Here is a 20,679-nt window from a genome sequence, read left to right on the forward strand (position 1 = left end):
GATTCCCTTTGCTTTGCAAGTCAACGGTTCCTTTCACATCCAAACTCCCATTCAATTACCGATCCCGACTCAAACTTAGAAACCATTGGACCATTTAACATACAATATACCTGGTTTATTATTCCCTGCGATTTCACTCTTGATGTTGGGTTTTACCAATCGCTTTTTTGGATTGGCTAGTTTATCGAGGCAACTTCTTGCAGAGTATGAAACTTCTAAATCGGAAGTTCTCGTGAAACAAATTCATAATTTGCGATTCCGGATTTCTCTCATCTTGTATTCGCAAAGTGCTGGGATCTTAAGTTTAATCCTTTGCACCTGTTCTCTAGGAATGATTCCTTTTTATAACTTGGTTGCTTGGATATTCTTTTCGATCTCTTTATTGTTTATGGTGGTCTCTCTTATTTTGGCGCTGATTGAAATCCATCTGTCAGTCAATGCATTGGATATAGAAAGAAAATCCATTTTAGGATCCTCTACCCAAATCAAATCGTAATGACTATTTTCCCAAAATGAGAACCTGAGCGTAAGTATTGGATGGCTTCCACTGCGTTTTCTAACGGAAAAACTTTGTCTACAACTGGTTTTAATCCAGATTGTTCGATCGCCTGATTCATTTCGATAAATGCTTTCCTACCACCCACAACAAGGCCTTGGATTTTTAAATTGTTCATGACAGCCGGTAATAAATTGAGTTCTCCTGAACGACCCGCTAAGATTCCGATTAGATGGATCACACCAAACGGACGACAGGCGGCAATGGATTGCTCCAAAGTCCCGGCTCCACCCACTTCAATGATATGATCAGCTCCTACTTTATCTGTGATCCGTCGAACTTCTTTTCCCCAATCTTTGGTTTCTTTATAATTGATTAAAAAATCTGCACCTAAGTTTTTCCCTCTCTCTAATTTTTCATCACTTGAAGATGTGAGGATCACCTTGGCCCCCATTAGTTTTGCAAATTGTAAGGCAAATATTGAAACTCCACCTGTTCCCTGTACAACGACAAATTCACCTGGTTTTAATTGGCTAAATTGGAATAGTCCCGACCATGCAGTGAGTGCTGCACAAGGTAAGGTAGCGGCTTCTTCGTATGTCAAATGTTTTGGCATTTTGACTAACCCCGTTTCCGGAACGATGGCCAATTCGCGAAGTGTTCCTGGAAGTGGGCCACCTATGGTGTGGCGAATTTCCGAATGAGTTGCTTCTTTTGCGATCCATTTTGGCGCAAAGGTGAGGAGTACCTTGTCACCCACTTGCCATTCGGTGACTGACGAACCAATTTGGATCACTTCTCCTCCTCCATCACTACAAGGAACCAGTGGTAAAGGAAACTTAGGGTTGTATTTCCCTTCCACAACCAGTGAGTCTCTATAATTCAAAGAGGCAGCCCGTAACCTTACAAGAACTTCTGTAGGTCCCACTTCTTTTGGGTCTGGGACCTCAATCACGTTTAAATTTTCAAGTCCAAATTGTTTTATCTCAGCTTGTCTCATCAGTCAAATGATCCTTAAAAGAAGTTCGTTAAAAAAATAAATTCAAAATCTTATTATTAGAAAAAGGAAAAAGAAGCAAAAAAAGTTCATACAAGAATAAGCTAAGTTAAACTTATCGATTTGAAATACAATTGTTCGCTCGCTATCTCTCTATCTAACAATTTCTACTTACTCAATTCAATTTCACCTTTCTCATTGAGTGGGAAAAATGGATTATAAGCAATTTCAAATATATGTCCATCTAAATCTTTAAAGTAAGCACTATATCCACCCCAAAATACTTTTTGTGGTTCTTTTAAAATAATTGCACCTAACTTACGTACATCGTTAATAATTCTATCAACTTCAGTTTCACTTTCTACGTTCTGAGCCAATGTGATTCCTGAATATTCTTGTCTTTTTTGAAAAGGAATTCCAATATCATCGGCTAAATCTTTTTCACCGAATAATGCGAAAACCAATGCTCCAAGTTGAAAGAAGGCAACTTTGTCGTTACTCTCTAACGATTTTTTCCAACCAAGCCCAGTTTCATAAAAATGGACTGCCTTTTCTAAATCAGTAACTCCTAGAGTGATCAAATTGATTCTTGGAAACATGATTGGCCTTCCTATGCGAAAATATGAACTTTTGGAAATGAAATTTTTTGGATCTTACGAATTGGATTCACAAAACGAAGGTTGTGTGGTAGATGGAGCCATTGGGTGGCGGGTGGTTAACCCCACCCAGTTCGATATGGGCGGGGACATGTACTCTAAATACAGGCTAAACGAAAAAATTATTTCTTTCCTAAACCTGTCGTTTTTGCACCAACTAGGATTGACATGTTTCCTGATGGGTGTTTGTTTTCTCGCATCAATTGGTGGCACTCACCAGTTTGTTCGAAACGATATGTTTCTGCCAAAACTGGATCCACTTTTTTATCAATCACCAATTGGTTGAGATCACGGCAATTGTCGTCGTTTGCGAAGTGTGAACCTTGCAGACGTTTTTGTCTCATCCAAAGGTAACGTAAATCACCAGTTGCATTGAAACCAGTAGTTCCCGCGCAAATCACAACCATACCACCAGTTTCACAAACAAAAACAGAAGTTGGAAGTGTAGTTTCCCCTGGGTGTTCAAAAACGATTTGTGGGTTTTTGCCTTTGCCAGCGATGTCCCAAATTGCTTTTCCAAACTCACGTGCTTGTTTTGTCCACTCAACGAAAGCTTCTGGTTTGTTGATATCAGAAGTGAGTGCACCCCAGTGTTTGAACTTGTTACGGTTGATCACACCTGCAGCACCTAAGTTTTTACAGAATTCAATTTTATCATCAGAAGATACAACAGCGATTGGAATTCCACCCGCTGCTTTTACAATTTGGATTGCCATGGCACCGAGTCCACCTGCTCCACCCCAAATGAGGACAACATCACCAGGTTTCACATCATTTGGTTTCCAATGGTGTAACATTCTGTAAGCGGTTGCCGCAACTAACATATATGCAGCGGATGCTTCCCATGTTAAGTGTTGAGGGCGAGGCAGACATTGGTGGTCTTGTACTTTGCAAAATTGTGCAAAGGAACCCCAATTGGATTCATATCCCCAAATGATTTGTGATGGCGCATACATTGGGTCTTTTCCAGAAAGAACCCATGGATCTTTTGGATCCCACATGGCACAATGGACAACTACTTCATCACCCACTTTTACATTTTTAACTTCTGAACCAACTTTGTACACAATACCAGAAGCATCAGAGCCACCGATGTGAAACTTTTCTGGTTCACCTTTTTTATTACGCGCAGCAATAACATCAACAGGGTAACCTAAAGCCGCCCAAACGTTGTTATAGTTTACCCCAGCAGCCATAGTGGCCACGAGAACTTCGTTCGGACCGATCTCCGGAACATCAATGACTTCTGATTGGAAAGAAGTTTTCGGTTCGCCGTAACGTTCCGGGCGAATGACCTGTGCGTGCATTTTTTTGGGCACGACTCCAATAGGAGGTAGTTCCCCTACTGGTACGATTTCTACGTTGCTCATAGATTACCTTTTACGATTAAGATTTATACAGTTTCTTAGAACGTTTTAAAAAAGGCATGAAATGTCAATCGCTTCCCCACTCCATTGAGAAGGCAAAAGTCCAAGCTGACTGGTACAATCTATACTCACGATCACGCTGTAACGGATAACGATATGCTAAACTCATATTGTATTTCTCAGAAAAATTCCAAGAAAAGCCCGCACTCGCCTCCGTAAAATACGATGGATTCGCTTTGTCCTTTTCTTTCGAATAATCGACTCCGTTATATGGATTTCGATACAAAACTCCTGTAAAAAGTGAAATTTCGGGCATCAAATAATACGTCACATAGGCGGAGATTAGAGTCGTTTTTTTGAATTCATATTCTGGTTCAGGCGGTGTAGCAGATGGTTTACGAAAATAATACGGAATCCCATCATTATCTTGTAAATTATTCGGCTGTGGCCTTGAGAGCGGATTTAAGCCGCCAATTTTTGTTACAAACGACCATTTCTCATACAAGTACCCAAGTTTGATAAAACCAGAACCCGTATAATAATTCCCTCCGGTGAACCGATCCGTATCAGGACCACTCGGGAAACCAACCGCGCCTTCGATCACAAAAAAGTAAGGTTTGTCCAAATCGAAAAATGGTTGGTATTTAAATCCAAGATAGGTTTTTCCAATGCGAGCTGCATCTTCCCTCCCTCGTTGTTGGTAATAATTCCATGGAACAGAAGCATTCAATGCAAACCGACCATCAAAAAAATTCAATTCTGCAAACGCAGTGGTTGTGAAGAGGTGGCTATTCTCTCGTGTTGATTGGTAATAATCCTGCGTCACCACCAAATAATTGGCTGGTTTTTCCCGTTTGCCAGTAAATGGGTCCACAAATCTTGCGGTTGCATTGGGACTATCCGACGAACCTGTGTGATGCGAATGTAAAGAATAATTTGGTAAGATAACTAACAGGAAAAAACTGAAGGAAAAGATTCTTTGCAAAGACTTTCCACAAAACATTCGTTTCATCGTTCGACTCCCGGGAAACATCCAGGGAAACTGAAGGTGATATCCTCAGCTTGTAGGTTTTGTTGGAGGATTGTATACAAGTCAACATTCGAAACTTTGGAAATAACGACTGGATCCGTTTTTCCACTCAATGTTGTTAAAAAACTAACCGGTGATCCTGAAACTGTTCTGTCTTGGAATAGGGATGCCAGAGAAAAAAGAATTTCAATATTCCCACTGCGACCATTCTTGATTGGAATTTTACATTTGGGTGTAATGGCTTTGGATCCTTGTGGCAATAGAATCGTAACAGTTTTAGTCGTAAATCCAGTCACATTCATTTGGATGTAAATCTCTTCCCAGCTAATATTTGCAAGAGCAACAACACCTAAAGGCATATTGGATACCCTTGTATTGGGATACAAAAAACTTGCACCAGTTCTATTTGCACTATTGAATTGGGTGATATTGGAAATAGTCCCACCTGTTAAAAAAGTATAGGACTTACCATACAAATCATCTGAAGGTAAATCAAGTGGGATTGTATACGGAGTATGGGTTTTGGCAAAAGCAGCACTCCTCTCGGAACTTGAAGTCGATATGCCAAATATTTGATTTGGTGGGTTGATCCGGTACGTTCCTGTCTCCCAATTGGTATAGGTGCTCGTTTGGACAGCAATATTAAATGTATTAACACCACTCGTTAGAGTAAACTGATCGATGTTATTATCCGCTTGGTCATCATAACTTCGTAAATTCGTACCAACGGCAATGGTTTGGTTGTTATTGAAGAAAATTAGATTTTGTAAGATGACCAATTTTTCTTCTTCCCGATCACCAACAGAACCAAATGTACATTGAGAGACTAGACCCAAACACAATATCAGGGCCATATGATTTTTTATGTTAGGTGCTTTCAAAATGGACTCGCAAATTTTGGATTCGTCAAAAACTCTTCATCTGTCAAGGACAGAAGGAAATTCACCAAATCATCTCTCTGGGAATCACTGATACCAAATGCACGAATCAAAGTAGCATCTTTGGCAGAATGGTTTTGCCCGCCGCTGCGATAATGGTTTATTACTTTGGTTAATGCATCCCTTGCACAATCTGTTTTTGTTTTCCCAATTGTGATATTGGGATTATTGGCATTATCACACATAAAACTTCCATCATGCATGTAAGGATATGTGACACCAACGTTTCGTAGAGATGGAGCGCGAAATTTTCCTGTATCCGAAGCAATCCCCGTTAAATCATATAACCCTCGTTTGTTACTAGGGACTCCATCATAATACGCATCATCATGGATCCCATTGCTGTGATAAAAAAACTCTTCTTGGGATCCACCATGAAACGAAGTGTCCGTAAAATTAAATCCACCGTGACAATGGAAACACTCAGCCACTTCACCATTAAAAATTTCCATCCCTTTTATTTCAGACTCAGTTAAAGCAGATTCATTTTTCCGGAAGGCATATTGGTCATACTTTGAATTCCCTGAAATCAACGAGCGTTGGAAACTTGCGATGGCAAATCGAACATTCTGTTCATTCACTGCTGCATCGGCATTTCCAAAAGCATTCGTAAACAGTGTTTGGTAAATTGATTTGGATTTTAGTTTATCTAAGAAGGCATTCGAAGACAAACCAAGTTCAATTGGGCTTTCTCCAAACATCGGAGCACGAGCCTGGATTTCCAAACTTGACATCTTAGGATTACTCCAAGTTAATCTAGGAAGGTATGCTACATTGGATAAATGTTGAGAATTTCTTGGATGTGAAACATTGGTAATACCTTTTGGAAAATCTTTTCCATCTGCGAATGCGAGAGATTGGATATGACAACTTCCGCAAGACATGGTTTCATCACCAGAAAGTACTTTCTCATTGAATAGATGCCTTCCCAACTCAACTTTTGCTCTGGACATTGGATTTTCAGGTGGTACTTTCGGAACGGGAAATCCAGGTGGCAAGTCCCAAACCCAGTCGGATGCATTTGCCAAGATTCCAAGGGCAGCTAACAGCAGATTATCATTTGATTCATCTTTCTGGAATGGCAAAAGTATACAATTAGAGAAAATACTGATTGCTAAAATTAATATTGAAAATTTCGACTTTATCATATGATTCCTATTTATTTTGAGTTGGTATATTTCTAATACCATCTCTCTTTATCACACTTACCTTAAGCTAAAGAATCTTTGCGTAATAGAACTATCCATCGCACCATTTGAAATATTCATTCCAAATGCTTGTACCAAACTATCGCAAGGTGCACCTGTCCCTGGCATACACATACCCATAGCGCCGTATGTATGACCAGTTAACAATTTATCTACATCCAACGAGATCTTTTGATTACTTACGTTTACTTGACCACTTAGGAGAATTATAGCACGAAATTTTTTGGAACAATTTCCATAATTTGGAGCACCAGAACAAGTTGTAGAACCGAGGTGTAAACTTGTCCAATCTGTTCCATTATAAGAAAATTCTATGTTCGCATGTTTATATCCGCCAGTCCAAGACCAATACATACTACCAATATTTAAAGGTGAACTTTGGTTTGTACTGTTTAAATGGTTTAAAGCCGCAGGCACTCCCACTGTAAACTGAATTCCAGTATAACTTCCAATGGGTACAGATCCATTTACTTTTATATTAGTTTCAGTTGTCCGGTATGTTTCCAAATCAACCAAAGAAACACCATTGGCTTGCCAAACGTTATCTGTAGATAAAGAAACATCAGCCGTTGAACCATCTGCTCGAACAAATTTCACTTCTGATATGTACAATCGGAAGTCTCTAAATTGCACACTACGAGAATCTGACAAAGTGTTTGTTCCAGATGTAATCTTCTGACCATTCACCAATGCTTCAAATTCTAAATTCACAGATTGTGGTAAAGCAAGCGCTAATAACGCTAATGTTTGATTATCACTTGGTTCAGAAATGATATCACAAGAGACAAACCCAAAAAGGAAAACCGAAACAATGGAAATTTTAATTAAATGCAATAATTTCATAAATACCTAATATTCTAATATAACTTTTATTTTTTTTGCGACAAAACTATGTGAATCCCAAGTCGCCAAGGAAAATGTTGGAATATATATTCCTAAGTGATACGTGGTGGTCTTAGTAAAGTAGGTAGGTTTCCATCCTCAAGAGTGGAAGGAGACTCATAAATTTTATAAAAATACAAAATGGGAACTGCAATGCCAAATGTCAAATTTGGTTGGTCCATGGTTTGGTGGTGAGTCCGAAGGGACATTGCGTCCTTTTTTTTCTTTTTGCAAGAACAGAGGTGGGCTTCTCCATCTTTTGCGTCATGGCAACTTGGTTTTAGTGCCAACTCTTTTGTATGAGCATGATTCTTTTCTTCAGATGAGGTGATTTTTATATTTTGGCTCTCTGAAAACAATTGGTCTTCGGAGTTTGTGTGCTTTTCTTTTTTGGATCCGTGGTTACACTTACAAATTTTGGAATTGGTTTCCAGGCAATACCCAAGTAACCCACTGCCCAAAAAGAAAAATTGGGTCGTTAGCACTAAGGTCAAAAGTCCTGCTATCCACCGAAAGGAGACCATCTACCCCAATCTTTTGCCCTCAGACCAAAAATCGAGACAATTTTAGGACAAATTGAGTGTTCCCCCTCCCGCCCTTTGAAAATATGGTCTTGGAACCAAATGCTTCCAAGCTAGAGGCCCTTACAATGAAACGTACAGAACTGGAACGCAGAGAACGTGAGCTGCGAAAGGCAGAAAAGAAGAAAATCCAAACTGGTGAAAAGGAATCCATGAGTGTGGGTGATTACATTGATGCCCTTTTTGGAATGTTTCGCTACGATACAGACGAAATCTTCAATGCATCTGATGATGAAAACATTTTGGAACTGCTTGAAAATATGAAGATGGAACACCCAGAAAAACAATGGGACGTGATCATTCGCAAGGCAGTGAACAAAACCAAAGTGGAACAAAAAGAAAAAGCATACGACGCTCTTCGCAATTTAGCGGGAATTACAGTCGCCACCACATAATTCCTTTTTTTCCCATACAAACAGATTTACAAAGGAAGGTTCACGTTTTATACTAGTGGCCTTCCTGTATGAAACAGACCCTTACCATCATACTTTTATGTCTCTTTCATACCACATTAGGAGCGGAAGAGAAACTCTGCCCGAACGTCCAGACATTTCCCATTTCAACCAACCAAGGAAAACCATTTGATGTATCAAAGGAACTCGCTTTCCTTGCAGTTGACGAACCGATCAACACAATTTCAGAAATTCTCACTCAATTCAAAACCAACCCAGTCTCATTCGCGAATGGTGTGATCCCAAATTTTGGGAATACAACAAAACAATATTGGTTCTGTTTCGAATTACACAATGATCTAAACCACAACAAACGTACGATCACATTCATTAAATACCCCCTTCTAGATGAAGTGCAATTTTACGCATTACGCGAGTCAGGCGAAATCAAACAAAATATCCAAGGGAGACGTTACCCGTTTCAAAATCGTGACAAAGACTACCGAGGTTTTAGTTTTGCTACCGAACTTCTACCTAGTGAAACAGTAACGTATTTTGTCGGAATCAAAACAGATAGTTCTGTTTCAGTACCACTTATGGTAGCGGAGGAAAAACATTTTGATTCCTATGAATCGTTGGATACTCTTATGCAAGGGATGTTTTTTGGCATCGTAGGTGTGATGAGTTTATACAATTTATTTGTCTACTTTATGGTGAAAGACAAAGCATATCTGTTTTATGTGAATTATCTAATCCTTGCTTCCATCCTATTCCAACTTTCACTCCAAGGTCTGTTGCCTGTCTTATTTTTCCCCGACTCACCCGAGTTAGTTTATAATGCTCATAATTTTTTGTATTTTTTATTTTTAATTTCTTGTTTTCCCATGAGCATCACTTTTATGAATTTAAAGGAAAATGCACCTCTCTTGTACAAAGGGTTTATGGGACTTTCCATCATTCCGATGCTTTGTTTGGCCCTTTTACCTTTTGTACCTTACCGGCCATTAAACCAATTTGGAGATTCTCTTTCTTCCTTTCTGGCATTTTATGCCCTTTTTGTTTCCTATTATGTTTCCTTTGTGAAAAAATTTCCACCGGCAAGGTTTTACTTTTTCGGATACTTTATGCTCATCGTAGGTGGTCTCACGACTGTACTAAAGTACATGGGATTTTTCCCAGTGAATGTTTTTACGGAAAATGCCTTCCAAGCTGCAATGGCATTAGAAGTTCTGCTGATGGCATTTGGACTTGGTGACCGGATCTCTGTGGTCCAAAAAGAAAAAGAAAGGATCCAACTCAAAGCCGAAATCAACAAACAAAAGTTAATTGCGTATGGAAAAGAGCTAAAACTTGCCCAAAAACTCCAAGAATCAACCTTACCCCAAATCCTTCCCAAATTCCCTGGCCTAGCAATCAAAACTGGTTATTTTCCAGCATCTTTGGTAGGTGGAGATTTTTACGATTTAACTGTTTATGGAAAACAACAAATCTGTGGCCTCATTGCCGACGTTACTGGCCATGGTGTCCCTGCGGCCATTGAAGCGGCGATGTTAAAAATTGCCTATATGCAAACCTTGGCTTTTGCGAATAAACCAGGAAAGGTGTTAGAAAACATCAACCAAGCACTCGCAGGGAACTACAAAAATCAATTTTTAACAGCCAGTGCCATTTTTATCGATTTAGAACAAAAAGTATTAAAAGTGGCCAATGCGGGACATCCCGCCTTATACAAGTTTAATGATCTTTCAAAATCCATTGATGTAATCCGACCAAAAGGAAAACTGATCGGTTATTCCAAAGAAGGACAGTATTCAGAAGAGGTTCATACCATTCGGAAAGGTGATAAGTTATTATTATTCACCGATGGGATTTGGGACCTTTGGGAAAATGGGGACTCCGGAGAAGAGGCTCTCCTCAATTGGTTATTGGAACGAAAAGCAGAATCCGTCGAATCTTTGTATGGTGGGATAGATGAACACATTCGTCTGCGAAACAAAGAAGGCCCCGCAGACGATGATATAACGTTTATTCTATTCGAAATATCCTAAATATTTTTCTCAAATCAATACGGACTATACGTCCGCATAAATGGCTGCATTCAACAACCTTGAGATATTATCTAAGTTTCTGGAAATATCACGGTAAAGAAGAGCCGGCAACAGATTCTCTTTTTTCTGGTACTTTTTCTTTTTCACTTTTGATTCATTCTTTTTGATGGAACGAATCATTTGAAACCTATACTCACGGCTCTGGTTACGAACTTGTGGGTTTCCAAGGATATCAAAGGTTTCACTTTGTTCCAAGTTCACAAGTAGAATATCGTAATGGTGTTTGAGTAAATCCATTTGGTCTTTCACAGAATTGGAAAAGTTTTTATCAAAGGAAATTTTTTGTCTGTGGGACTTACGAATTTTTCTCGCGATAGATGCAAAATTGTCTCCCATCTCTTCCACAGCCTTTACCCTTTCCATAATCCCTAACACATCTTTTGCGTAGTTACCGGTGATTCCAGATTCTTGTACTTGGTTCAGATAGGTTAGAACTTCTGTTCGTACTTGGTCAAGTTCCTCTTCTTTTTTCAGGACTTGTCCTATCCTTGCCGCATCATACGGTTGCAGTAAAATTTGTTCTGTGAGTCTTAAAAAATCATACGTATCTCTGATGATTTTTTTTGTGAACTCTACAAGTTCTACCATTGCAAGTTCTGTGGTTTTCACAGTGCCTGCTTGTAACAAACGGATGCTATCTTTGTCTTTTCCTGTTTTCGAGGCGAGACCGTCAACAATCGTACTCACCACTTTGGAGATTGTATTCACAAACCAAATGAGAACGAGAGTGTTCGTCACATTAAACATTGTGTGGAATAAAGAAATATGAAACCTTGTAGATTCCTTATCTGTCAATGGATCCCCTGGAATCAAATCATCCACAATCCCTGTGAATACTTTAAAAAAGAGGAGTGCCCAAACCACACCAAACACATTAAACAATGTATGGGCAAGGGCAGCTTTCTTCGCATTACGATTTCCTGGAATGGCGGCTAAATTGGCAGTGATTGTAGTTCCAATGTTTTCACCAAGGATCATTCCATACGCTGCATCAATTGGGATATAACCTGAGAAGGCAAGTGTGATGGTGATCGTCGTTGATGCGGAAGAAGATTGGATCACAATGGTTAACAAAGCTCCAATCAAAACAAACAACAAGATGGAGTTAAAACCCATGTTTGTGTATTGTTGCAAAAAGAGAAAACTCTCTGGGTCTTTGGCGCTATCAGGTACGGAGGTTTTGAGATAATCCAATCCCAAAAACAAAAATCCAAATCCGATGAGGAAACTTCCCCAACCAGATCGACTTTCTTTTCGTGAGAAATGGAGGATGACCCCAAGAGCGATGGCTGGTAAGGCAAACGAAGCAATGTTGAATTTGAATCCTAAAAAGGAAACAATCCATGCCGTGATCGTGGTTCCAATGTTTGCTCCCATAATCACACCGATGGCTTGCGCAAGGGAGATGAGTCCCGCATTGACAAACCCAACAACAAGGACGGTGGTTGCCGAACTGGATTGGATGGTTGAAGTAATGAATAATCCGCTGAACACAGCAGACACACGATTTCGTGTCATGGACGAAAGAAAGGAACGAAGCCTATCTCCTGCCACACGTTGTAAGGACTCACTGAGTAATTTCATCCCATAGATGAAAATCCCGAGCCCACCTAAAACTTGAATGAGTAACGGCCAATTCATAGATATTGATATTTCCAGGGTTCAATTTCTTTAATTACAATATGGTACCAACCTTTTATTCGGTTGCAGTATTTTTTTCCGTATGTAGAGTGTAATGAATATGTCAAAAACCATCAGCAAAGGAATGGTTGTAGGATTTTCCTATCACCTAAAGAACGCCCAGGGAGAGACTCTGGACCAATCAGACGAACCGCTATTATACCTCCATGGCTGGCAAAATATCATCCCTGGACTGGAAAAAGAACTGGAAGGTTTAGTGAACGGAGATTCCAAAAATGTCACAGTACCACCTGAAGAAGGTTATGGGACATATAACGAAGCCCTCATTTTCCAAGTTCCCAAAACAGAACTCCCTGCCGAAGCGGAACTCGAAGTGGGAATGGAATTCCAAACCGACACACCAGAAGGTAGAATGATTCTATACCTCCAAGAAGTTCGAGACGCGGATGTTATTTTGAACGGCAATCACCCGTTAGCTGGCGAAACCCTACATTTTGATGTTACCATCAAATCGATTCGCGAAGCAACCGATGAAGAAAAACAACATGGACACGTACATGGTCCAGGTGGACACCACCACCATTAAAACGAAATCTTTCGTTATTTTCCCTCTGGGTCTTCTTTCAGATTGCTTTTTTTAGAAAGGGTAATTACACTGACAGAAGATTCAGAGTATTGTTGATTTTCACCGCCGAAGTAGTCCTTTCAAGCTTGCACGCTGGTAGCTTTCCCAAGTTTTTCCCTGCATTTTTCTGGAGTTCTTACCCAAAATCCCTTTTAGGGTCCCGACGATTGTAAATCTAGAATTCCCGAGTCAACTTTAACAAACAGGACAAAAACTATGTCAGTAAACATTTACGTTGGCAACCTCTCTTACGATATGACTGAAGGTAAACTCAGTGAGCTTTTCGGAGCACACGGAGCAGTAACTTCTGCAAAAATCATCACTGACCAGTACTCTGGTCGTTCTAAAGGTTTCGGATTCATCGAAATGAAAGATGGAAAAGAAGCTGATAACGCGATTAAAGATCTTAACGGAAAAAATGTACTCAACCGTGAGATGAAAGTAAACATCGCAAAACCTAAAACAAACAACTGGAGATAATCCAAGTTTGTTAAAAGACCGTCGCTTAACTCTGTTTAAGTGGCGGTTTTTTTTTGCCTTCCATTATTTTTATTTCGTTTTTTGATTCAACTCTCTTCAAATTCTCTAAACCAAATCGATGTTTATAAAATTTTAAATTGAAAGGATTTATAGATATATCCTTCTCAATCAATTTGCCAGTTTCTTTTCAATGATGACCTCATTTTTCGTATCCAAACACCTTGACATTTAATCGATCAGCATTTAGTATTACGAGAGGAGTATCGATATGGGAAAAGTAACAGTCTCTCCAAAATTTCAGGTAGTGATTCCTAAAGAGGTTCGCGAGCAAATCGGTGTGAAAGTAGGTATGAAACTCGAAATCATCACTTTTGGCAATCGAATGGAGCTCATTCCGATTGAACCCATCAAAAAATTGAGAGGATCATTGTCAGGAATCAATTCAAAAATTGATCGAGAAGGAGATCGATTTTGAATGTCGTAGATTCATCAGGATGGTTAGAATATTTCAGCGGAACTAACCGTGCGAATCTTTTTGCGGAAGCGATTGAAAAAACAGAAAACTTAATTGTACCAAGTTTATCTTTATTTGAAATCTTTAAAAAAGTCTATAAAGAAAAAGGAGAAGATTTTGCGTTAAAAATTGTAGCTCATATGCAACAAGGCAAAGTCATAAACCTAGACCCAAGAATTTCAATCTACGCAGCAAAGATCAGCGTTGAAAAGTCAATTCCAATGGCAGACAGCATCATTTATGCAACTGCTCAATTGAACAACGCAATTCTCTGGACACAAGATAATGATTTCCGTGGATTACAGGGAGTGAAGTTTTTCGAAAAATAAAAAAATCATATTTCCAGTACTTGTTATTGGAATCCCATCAATTGTTCCACGATCATCGTCTCTTTATAAACATCCTACCCTAATTCATTACAAAACCACTTTAAACTTTGCTTTCATCTTTTCAATTTGTTCCTCTGGAATTTGATGAACGTTTTTTCCTCCATGTCTGTTTTCTACCGTGATCACAAAACATAGATATCCGAATGTTTTCGCCAAATCTTCGTAAGGTTTCATTTCCCAATCTAATGTAAACGTGTTATCGACAATGACAAAGGGAATTCCTTTTTCTAAAGCATCTTTTGTTTTGGATTCACATTCTTTGTATGCCAAGTGGTTTTTGGTGTAATCAAACTGATACTCTCCCTTTTCATTTTCAAAATAGGAATCGATAGAAAAGATTGGTGCGCCATTGGAATTTGAAATTTGTTTGGCAAAAGTGGTTTTTCCTGAGCCAGGGATCCCTCGTAGTAGAAGCAGGGTTTTGGATGGGGATTCACTGAGGAAAAGAGACTCCATAACTTCCAAAGAATTATCTTAGCACTGGGAATTCCTAGTTTTTTTCTTGGGAAAGGTTAGAGAAAACTCTCGCAAGGAAAACGAAGTTTTGAAAGAATTGTGAGAGTTACAAGGAGTCATTTGTGTCATACGAAGCTTATAAATTAATCCATATATTCGGAATGTATCTTTTATTTTTTTCTTTGGGTGGCGTAACCCTTTATTCAATCAATGGAGGGAAAAAATCGGATAACAAATTCAAAACCTATGTTGCCATCTTTCATGGAGTTGGGTTGGTTTTGTTACTTGTTGCAGGATTTGGACTGATGAAGTTCCGTGATATCTCTCACTCTGCGCTTCCGGTTTGGATTATCGCAAAGATTCTCATCTGGCTTGCGTTTGGTGGACTTCTCACTCTCGCGTATAAAAATCAAAAAGCAGCAAAGATCCTTTGGTTTGTATTCCCACTTTTAGGACTCCTTGCAGCTTATTTGGCTTTTTACCAACCAAGTTAAGGTACCAAATTATTTTTGATTAAATTTAACTCGCTCAATCGAGTTCTTTTTTCTTCTGAATCATAATGTTTGTCACTAAATTCAGATAAAGAATATACTTTTGTCTCGATTGGGCCGGTATATAATGGAATTACCTTTTTTTTAGGTCGATCATCATGAATTGATTTTAATATTCGATCTACTTCATTTGGAGATTTTAATAACAAGTCTTCTTGTATTACATCAGTATTCAACTCTCCTCTCAGGAAAGTTATTTTGTAAGGGCCAGACTCTCTTCGTTTCACAATCGCTTTTCCAAAAAACATCAAAGTAACATTCTGTTTTCCTTGTTCCAATTTCTGATTTTTTCTAGCATAAGCAATTGGTTCATCCTGATTGGTTAATAGATTTGCCTCAATTGTATATCTTCCTTTTTCGATTACGTTGATTTCAAAATCGATGAAAAGTGATCCATCTTTTGTATAATCATCAAATTTACCAGTAAATTTTGCAGGAGCTACTGGTGATGAAAAAAAATGATGTGTTAAGGAATAAAGATAATTCTTTTTGTCAGATAATATTTGAAACTTTGTCGTGACCTGCCCCCCAAAAATTGGACCACTTGATAAGTTAGTTTTCCTCCGATAAATAGGAGTAAAGCATGGCGAAGAAAAGAGTAGAAGAACCTAAGATATTCCAAATTCTAAAAGAAGCAGAATCTGGAGTTACGATCAAAGAATTATCAAGAAAATATGGTTTTACAGAGCAAACTTTGTATAGATGGCGTAATCAATATGGAGGTCTTGAATTAAGTGACATCCAAAAAATGAAAGAACTTGAACGAGAGAATTCAGAATTGAAGAAAATTGTGGCAAACATGGCTCTAGAAATACAGGCAATTAAAAACGTACTCGGAAAAAAGTTTTAGACAGACCGAGTAAATTAAGAGCGATCGATCTGTTAAACGAGGAAGGTATTTCAAAAAGGCGAAGCCTGAAGCTCTTAGATTTTCCGAAGTCTACATACTACTTCAATCCGAAAAATGAAGATGAGATAGTTGTAAATGAAATCCGAAGACTTGCCTTCAAACGCAAGCGAGCAGGATATCGAATGATTTATAAATTCATGCGTAAAGCTGGATGGAGAATCAATCATAAAAAAGTATACAGATTATACTCGCGAGAAGGCTTAAAAATAAGGACAAAACCAAGGAAGAAACGGAAATTAGCTGATAGTACACCTATTCCAATTCCAACTCAACCGAATGAGGTCTGGGCAATAGATTTTCTTCATGAGCGAACAATAGATGGTCGGAAGGCAAGAATTCTATCTGGTGTAGATCTTTGCACAAGAGAAAATGTTGTTTTATCAGCAGACTATTCCATTTCTTCTGAAAGATTAATTCGATTCTTAGAATCATTGCCTGCGCTTCCAAAATCGTTTGTAACTGACAATGGTCCTGAATTCACTTCTAGAGTTTTTATCAATTGGTTATCAAAGAATAATATCGGTATATCCTATATTGACCTTGGTAAACCAACTCAGAATGCATTCGTTGAAAGCTTCAATGGTAAGTTAAGATCTGAATGTTTGCAATTGAGCTTCTGTAGAGATTTGAATGAACTAAAGAATGAACTTTCTAAATTCCAAAAGGATTACAATGAAGAACGTCTCCATTCCTCTTTAAATTATTTGACTCCTTTAGAGTTCAAAGCGAAGTATGGAAATTGAGTTATGAGGATTTTACTAACTTAAGATTTGGTCCAACAAACGGGGGCAGGTCACTGATTGCTATTAAAATTGGAAATAGGAAACTTCCCTTCAAATTTATATCCTAATTTACTTTGCTCAATTTTTAATTCAATTTTACAATTCAAACCAACTGGAGATTGTTTGTTTACTACGATTAGAGTTTTGTCTGTCTTCCAAGCGACACAACTTTGCCCTTTCGGAAAAGAAATTTCTTCACCTGAAACCGAATTGATAAATCCCAAAAAAAGAATCGTATAAATCAGAATGTTTCTCATTTGCATAACCTCATAAAAATTTGATTTTTTCTTCTGCATAATTCCATAAATTGTTACGATTTTTTTCAGATAAAATCCATGGATCACCATCAAAAAATTTCTGATCTTTATAAAATCGATGATTTCCTTTTTTTGGAGATTCCCTTTGAATGACATTCCACAATTCATTCGAAACTTCCTTGGCAGTTTTCGTTTTAAAAGTAAAAAAAGGTGCAATTAAATATTCAAAAAAGTTTGGAATTTCTCTTCGGATATTCGTTTTTACAATGCCTGGTCCTATTCCAATGGTTGAAAGATGGTAACGTTTCGCAACTTCCACTACCCATAAATCATTGGCCAGTTGAGCCTGACCGTGACCAGCCATTCCCATTCGTACATCATTTTCTTCATGGTTCGCAAAGTTTACCTTCAAATAATTTGGTATTTTTTCTGAGGAAGCTGCAATGTTCACCATAACTGAATCATTTTTACATCGATTTCAAAATTCTTTACAGAACTTATCTTCTAATTATAAAAATCTATCGGGATTGATCCTCGATGCGGAAATGAGTCCGATCCAAACAAAAAATGAATATTCTACGTTCGTTTGTTCGCTATTCACCGGAATAAAAAATTTCAAATCCCATTGGATGTTTTCAATCGCAATTTTCCCTCCGAATCACCCTGACCAAAACAATTATTACGACTTACAAAGATTATTTACTTGTTCCGATCATTGGATTTTAATGTTATACGATGAACATAACCCCAGAACAAAAGAAGGGCCAGTATCTTCCTCAGATTGGATCACTTACAATTTAAAAACAATCGAAACTGAATTGATCCAATTCAATCAAACAAAATCGATTCATTCTAAATCGGTTTCAAACGACAAAAATTTGATTCCACCAGAAAATGATTCCAATCCCAACACATCCAAACAAAATTTTATCTCAATCACTTCCATTCGTAAAAAAATTTATTTAGGTCTGCCATTATATGGTTATGCAAAATCGAAATCTGGAAAATTTGGAAAGGTAAAACCAATTCAAAATTGGATGCATTTACCTGAAATTCAAAATGCAAAAACCGACTATGTCAAATTCAATCATATGGATGAAGTTATTTATTTACCTACCGCTTATTTTTTACGAAAATGGGAACAAAACAGCATCGAACTTGGATATTCTGGTGTTGCGTATTGGAGAAAAGAATTTGGGACTCAGTATTTAGATCCTTAATCAAATATTAAAATCATTTCATATCAAAAACAATCCTTGACGTCCAACTGAATCAATGGTACTTTTTTCCTTCTAAGGAACGCCCCTATGAAGAAATCTTTGATTCGATTCGAATGTATATTCACTTATTTTCTGGTTCTTTCATTTTGTATTTGGAATTGTTCCACAGGAAAGGATGGTAAATCAATCGCAAACAAAAACTCAAATATTGGTTATATCACTGCCAAATCTGGTCTTTTTTTGCGAGAAAACCCAGGAAAAAAATTTCCAAAAGTAACACTCGTTCCTCATGGTGAGAAAGTAAATATATTAGAATATGCAAACACAACCGATTTTATAGATGGCATCGAAGCAAAATGGGTAAAAGCCAAATATAAAAATTTGGAAGGATGGATGTTTAGTGGTTATTTATCTGATACTCCTTTCGCTCATAGCGTGTCCTCATCAATTGCCGATATAACATATTTTCAAGATGATACGTATGATATTGATACTGAACTAAAATCTCGTTGCCCAATTCAAAACGACATCCTTTGCATTCTCAACACTGCCATTTCCTATTCCAATTCAAATTACTATAAAAAATCAATCGCTGCCAATTCGAAAGCTCTCGCGTTAGATCCCAAAAATTATATCGGACTCAATAATCGAGGTTTTGGGTATTTAGTCATAAAGGAATTGGATAAAAGTTTGGATGATTTGAATCTATCCATCGAATATAGGCCGACGTATAATGCGTATTATTTGCGATCGCGTATCCATTTAGAAAGAAAACAATATGAGAAAGTAAGTGCCGACTTAAATCAGGCTTTACAATTGAATGCACAAGATTGTATTTCCTATTCCCTTTTAGGATGGAATTATTTATTATTGGAAAAATGGGAACTCGCAAAATCAACTCTTATGAAATCCATTGATTGCGATCCTAGTGACTCATATTCTTATGCCAACCTTGCCAATTATTATTGGAAAGCAAAACGAGATAAAAAAAATGCATTAGCTTTCATTGAAAAATCATTACAACATGGTTATACAGATTATGCCAGCTTTTATAAAGTGGATTCTGATGGAAAATTTTTAAAAGGACTTAGCCAAACAGACGAGTTCAATCAACTAATTGATAGGTATCGAAAGAAAAAATGAATAAGAACTTACTTTTAACATTCGAAATCAAAGACACTAAGGAAAGGACTCATTCATTTTCACCAGAAGATTCTTCAGAAGTTTCCTCTTCTAATGATGCACTTTCACTTAGACTACAATTGATAAATGGATCCAATTCATCCTCAGTGATGGAATCATCGATCACTCGCTGCAATTCACCAACAAAATCAACTCTTCTCATTTCACAAACGTACTGTTTCCCGCCACTCACCGAGAGATCAAAGTAGACTGCTTCTTCTGGCATTCCAAAACTCGACTCTCCCATTCGGTATTTCGCAGAACATTCTTCTTCTCCTACCTTACAGGAAAAGACAGAAAATCCTTCCCCAATGATTTTTAATTCTGTATTAAAATCTTTTTCCTTAACTTGGAAAAGATAAGGGCTTACAAGCTCATGGAGATTTTTTTTATAAAAACGAATGTCAAACTCATCATCGCTTAATGAAGTACGATGTACCCAACCAATCTTTTCATTAAATTTAACCTTTACATATCCAGTATTTTGAGTGAGTGGGTGTGTATTTTCTAATACATCTAACGGTATGTTTTCAGGTATGTTCATCAGAATTTTTGCACTGCTATTTGGTTCGTTATAAAGTTGGATTGGATTTTGGCTAAGTGTTCGTAAAGTTTTGCTTGTATCTAAATCAAACCGACTTATCAGAATTTCTTTTCCTTTCCAAATCACTTGGTAATAAAAAACATTCTCTGCTATTTTGACTTCTTTGATTTTTCCATTTTCGTTGAGAGGTATTGTGATTAGGTCCAAAGCTTTTGGACCAGAGTTCTTGCTGACTGATAAATCCAATTCACGAGCCAACAAAATCGAACCGAGTGCAACAAATGTCGTCAAACATTTGAATTTTTTTGGACATTGGTTGGATTCAGAATTGGAAACGAATGTTCCATTCAATAATAAAATGGAAATTAAAAAAATAGCGATTTTTTGAAATGGATTCATTTGTTTAAAATCTTCCCTCACGATGGAACTTTTTCTTCGCAGACATTGAATGTGTATCTTTCTCTATCTAATCC

Annotated in this window: 26 protein-coding genes; 12 read left to right on the forward strand and 14 right to left on the reverse strand. The window is 37.8% G+C overall.

All coding sequences use genetic code 11. The features are described from left to right. The first annotated feature begins 85 nt into the window (after positions 1-85). The gene (locus tag LEP1GSC202_RS03890; RefSeq protein ID WP_083929981.1) at positions 86-496 is read left to right on the forward strand and encodes a DUF2721 domain-containing protein; all 411 of its coding nucleotides are present in this window, start codon (positions 86-88) and stop codon (positions 494-496) included. Here the strand turns inward: LEP1GSC202_RS03890 and LEP1GSC202_RS03895 are convergent. From LEP1GSC202_RS03895 to LEP1GSC202_RS03930, 8 genes are all read right to left on the reverse strand, one after another. After that, on the reverse strand, positions 486-1,496 hold the full coding sequence (locus tag LEP1GSC202_RS03895; protein WP_015677128.1) for a zinc-dependent alcohol dehydrogenase family protein: 1,011 nt from the start codon (positions 1,494-1,496) through the stop codon (positions 486-488). The two genes, LEP1GSC202_RS03890 and LEP1GSC202_RS03895, sit on opposite strands and share 11 nt — an antisense overlap. Before the next feature lie 164 nt (positions 1,497-1,660). Further along, complete coding sequence (locus LEP1GSC202_RS03900) at positions 1,661-2,092, reverse strand: VOC family protein (protein ID WP_015677623.1); 432 nt, start codon at positions 2,090-2,092, stop codon at positions 1,661-1,663. Positions 2,093-2,271: 179 nt separating this feature from the next. Further along, positions 2,272-3,519 (reverse strand): crotonyl-CoA carboxylase/reductase, encoded by a 1,248-nt coding sequence (gene ccrA / locus LEP1GSC202_RS03905; protein WP_039928129.1) that lies wholly within the window; start codon positions 3,517-3,519, stop codon positions 2,272-2,274. A gap of 64 nt (positions 3,520-3,583) precedes the next feature. Then, a complete protein-coding gene (locus LEP1GSC202_RS03910) occupies positions 3,584-4,528 on the reverse strand; it encodes an LIC11086 family outer membrane transporter (RefSeq protein WP_015677459.1) in 945 nt (314 codons plus the stop codon). Further along, positions 4,525-5,400: a hypothetical protein gene (locus LEP1GSC202_RS03915; RefSeq protein WP_039928131.1), complete on the reverse strand. Its 876-nt coding sequence runs from the start codon at positions 5,398-5,400 to the stop codon at positions 4,525-4,527. The genes LEP1GSC202_RS03910 and LEP1GSC202_RS03915 overlap by 4 nt, the downstream gene beginning before the upstream one ends. Before the next feature lie 23 nt (positions 5,401-5,423). Beyond that, positions 5,424-6,632, reverse strand: a complete 1,209-nt coding sequence (locus tag LEP1GSC202_RS03920) for an MbnH family di-heme enzyme (RefSeq protein ID WP_015676585.1) — start codon at positions 6,630-6,632, stop codon at positions 5,424-5,426. 57 nt (positions 6,633-6,689) lie between these two features. Next, positions 6,690-7,535 carry an MbnP family copper-binding protein gene (locus tag LEP1GSC202_RS03925; RefSeq protein WP_015677160.1) on the reverse strand — a complete coding sequence of 282 codons (846 nt, stop codon included), beginning with the start codon at positions 7,533-7,535 and terminating at the stop codon, positions 6,690-6,692. A 92-nt stretch (positions 7,536-7,627) separates the two neighbouring features. Next, positions 7,628-8,059, reverse strand: a complete 432-nt coding sequence (locus LEP1GSC202_RS03930) for an LIC_11090 family protein (protein WP_244147687.1) — start codon at positions 8,057-8,059, stop codon at positions 7,628-7,630. Between the two features lie 164 nt (positions 8,060-8,223). On the opposite strand from LEP1GSC202_RS03930, the gene LEP1GSC202_RS03935 reads away from it, so the two are divergent. Next, entirely contained in the window at positions 8,224-8,550 is a 327-nt protein-coding gene (locus LEP1GSC202_RS03935) for an LB_289 family protein (RefSeq protein WP_039928537.1), read from the forward strand. A 68-nt stretch (positions 8,551-8,618) separates the two neighbouring features. Then, complete coding sequence (locus LEP1GSC202_RS03940; protein WP_015677406.1) at positions 8,619-10,595, forward strand: 7TM diverse intracellular signaling domain-containing protein; 1,977 nt, start codon at positions 8,619-8,621, stop codon at positions 10,593-10,595. A gap of 24 nt (positions 10,596-10,619) precedes the next feature. Here the strand turns inward: LEP1GSC202_RS03940 and LEP1GSC202_RS03945 are convergent, their stop codons facing one another. After that, positions 10,620-12,296: a Na/Pi cotransporter family protein gene (locus tag LEP1GSC202_RS03945; protein ID WP_015676957.1), complete on the reverse strand. Its 1,677-nt coding sequence runs from the start codon at positions 12,294-12,296 to the stop codon at positions 10,620-10,622. A 94-nt stretch (positions 12,297-12,390) separates the two neighbouring features. Between LEP1GSC202_RS03945 and LEP1GSC202_RS03950 the strand changes: the two genes are divergently transcribed. The 4 genes from LEP1GSC202_RS03950 (at position 12,391) to LEP1GSC202_RS03965 (ending at position 14,244) form a co-directional block, all read left to right on the forward strand. Beyond that, a complete protein-coding gene (locus LEP1GSC202_RS03950) occupies positions 12,391-12,882 on the forward strand; it encodes an FKBP-type peptidyl-prolyl cis-trans isomerase (protein ID WP_012390050.1) in 492 nt (163 codons plus the stop codon). A gap of 255 nt (positions 12,883-13,137) precedes the next feature. Continuing rightward, positions 13,138-13,401: an RNA recognition motif domain-containing protein gene (locus tag LEP1GSC202_RS03955; RefSeq protein ID WP_039928132.1), complete on the forward strand. Its 264-nt coding sequence runs from the start codon at positions 13,138-13,140 to the stop codon at positions 13,399-13,401. Between the two features lie 268 nt (positions 13,402-13,669). Continuing rightward, positions 13,670-13,876, forward strand: coding sequence for an AbrB/MazE/SpoVT family DNA-binding domain-containing protein (locus LEP1GSC202_RS03960; protein WP_015676399.1), 207 nt, complete (start codon positions 13,670-13,672; stop codon positions 13,874-13,876). Next, positions 13,873-14,244: a type II toxin-antitoxin system VapC family toxin gene (locus tag LEP1GSC202_RS03965; protein ID WP_015677264.1), complete on the forward strand. Its 372-nt coding sequence runs from the start codon at positions 13,873-13,875 to the stop codon at positions 14,242-14,244. The genes LEP1GSC202_RS03960 and LEP1GSC202_RS03965 overlap by 4 nt, the downstream gene beginning before the upstream one ends. 87 nt (positions 14,245-14,331) lie before the next feature. Here the strand turns inward: LEP1GSC202_RS03965 and LEP1GSC202_RS03970 are convergent, their stop codons facing one another. Beyond that, positions 14,332-14,760 (reverse strand): ATP-binding protein, encoded by a 429-nt coding sequence (locus LEP1GSC202_RS03970; RefSeq protein WP_015676502.1) that lies wholly within the window; start codon positions 14,758-14,760, stop codon positions 14,332-14,334. Positions 14,761-14,921: 161 nt separating this feature from the next. Here LEP1GSC202_RS03970 and LEP1GSC202_RS03975 point away from each other — a divergent pair, with 161 nt between their 5' ends. Beyond that, positions 14,922-15,254: a DUF2878 family protein gene (locus LEP1GSC202_RS03975; protein WP_051125284.1), complete on the forward strand. Its 333-nt coding sequence runs from the start codon at positions 14,922-14,924 to the stop codon at positions 15,252-15,254. On the opposite strand, the gene LEP1GSC202_RS20425 is transcribed toward LEP1GSC202_RS03975, so the two are convergent. Then, positions 15,251-15,883: a DUF4785 family immunoglobulin-like domain-containing protein gene (locus LEP1GSC202_RS20425; RefSeq protein WP_341830639.1), complete on the reverse strand. Its 633-nt coding sequence runs from the start codon at positions 15,881-15,883 to the stop codon at positions 15,251-15,253. The genes LEP1GSC202_RS03975 and LEP1GSC202_RS20425 overlap by 4 nt on opposite strands. Positions 15,884-15,894: 11 nt before the next feature. On the opposite strand from LEP1GSC202_RS20425, the gene LEP1GSC202_RS03985 reads away from it, so the two are divergent. Then, complete coding sequence (locus LEP1GSC202_RS03985; protein ID WP_015676611.1) at positions 15,895-16,161, forward strand: transposase; 267 nt, start codon at positions 15,895-15,897, stop codon at positions 16,159-16,161. A 47-nt stretch (positions 16,162-16,208) separates the two neighbouring features. Further along, the gene (locus tag LEP1GSC202_RS03990; protein ID WP_244147688.1) at positions 16,209-16,964 is read left to right on the forward strand and encodes an IS3 family transposase; all 756 of its coding nucleotides are present in this window, start codon (positions 16,209-16,211) and stop codon (positions 16,962-16,964) included. Positions 16,965-17,014: 50 nt separating this feature from the next. Here the strand turns inward: LEP1GSC202_RS03990 and LEP1GSC202_RS03995 are convergent, their stop codons facing one another. Continuing rightward, positions 17,015-17,260: a hypothetical protein gene (locus tag LEP1GSC202_RS03995; RefSeq protein WP_015676355.1), complete on the reverse strand. Its 246-nt coding sequence runs from the start codon at positions 17,258-17,260 to the stop codon at positions 17,015-17,017. Between the two features lie 10 nt (positions 17,261-17,270). Then, positions 17,271-17,714, reverse strand: a complete 444-nt coding sequence (locus LEP1GSC202_RS04000) for a Rossmann-fold NAD(P)-binding domain-containing protein (protein WP_015676878.1) — start codon at positions 17,712-17,714, stop codon at positions 17,271-17,273. Between LEP1GSC202_RS04000 and LEP1GSC202_RS04005 the strand changes: the two genes are divergently transcribed. Beyond that, entirely contained in the window at positions 17,704-18,480 is a 777-nt protein-coding gene (locus tag LEP1GSC202_RS04005) for a glycosyl hydrolase family 18 protein (protein ID WP_015676578.1), read from the forward strand. The two genes, LEP1GSC202_RS04000 and LEP1GSC202_RS04005, sit on opposite strands and share 11 nt — an antisense overlap. An 87-nt stretch (positions 18,481-18,567) precedes the next feature. Further along, on the forward strand, positions 18,568-19,623 hold the full coding sequence (locus LEP1GSC202_RS04010; protein WP_015677206.1) for an SH3 domain-containing protein: 1,056 nt from the start codon (positions 18,568-18,570) through the stop codon (positions 19,621-19,623). Positions 19,624-19,672: 49 nt separating this feature from the next. Here the strand turns inward: LEP1GSC202_RS04010 and LEP1GSC202_RS04015 are convergent, their stop codons facing one another. After that, positions 19,673-20,605: an SH3 domain-containing protein gene (locus LEP1GSC202_RS04015; RefSeq protein WP_015676829.1), complete on the reverse strand. Its 933-nt coding sequence runs from the start codon at positions 20,603-20,605 to the stop codon at positions 19,673-19,675. Between the last annotated feature and the right edge of the window lie 74 nt (positions 20,606-20,679).

Source organism: Leptospira yanagawae serovar Saopaulo str. Sao Paulo = ATCC 700523, from assembly GCF_000332475.2.
GTDB lineage: Bacteria > Spirochaetota > Leptospiria > Leptospirales > Leptospiraceae > Leptospira_A > Leptospira_A yanagawae.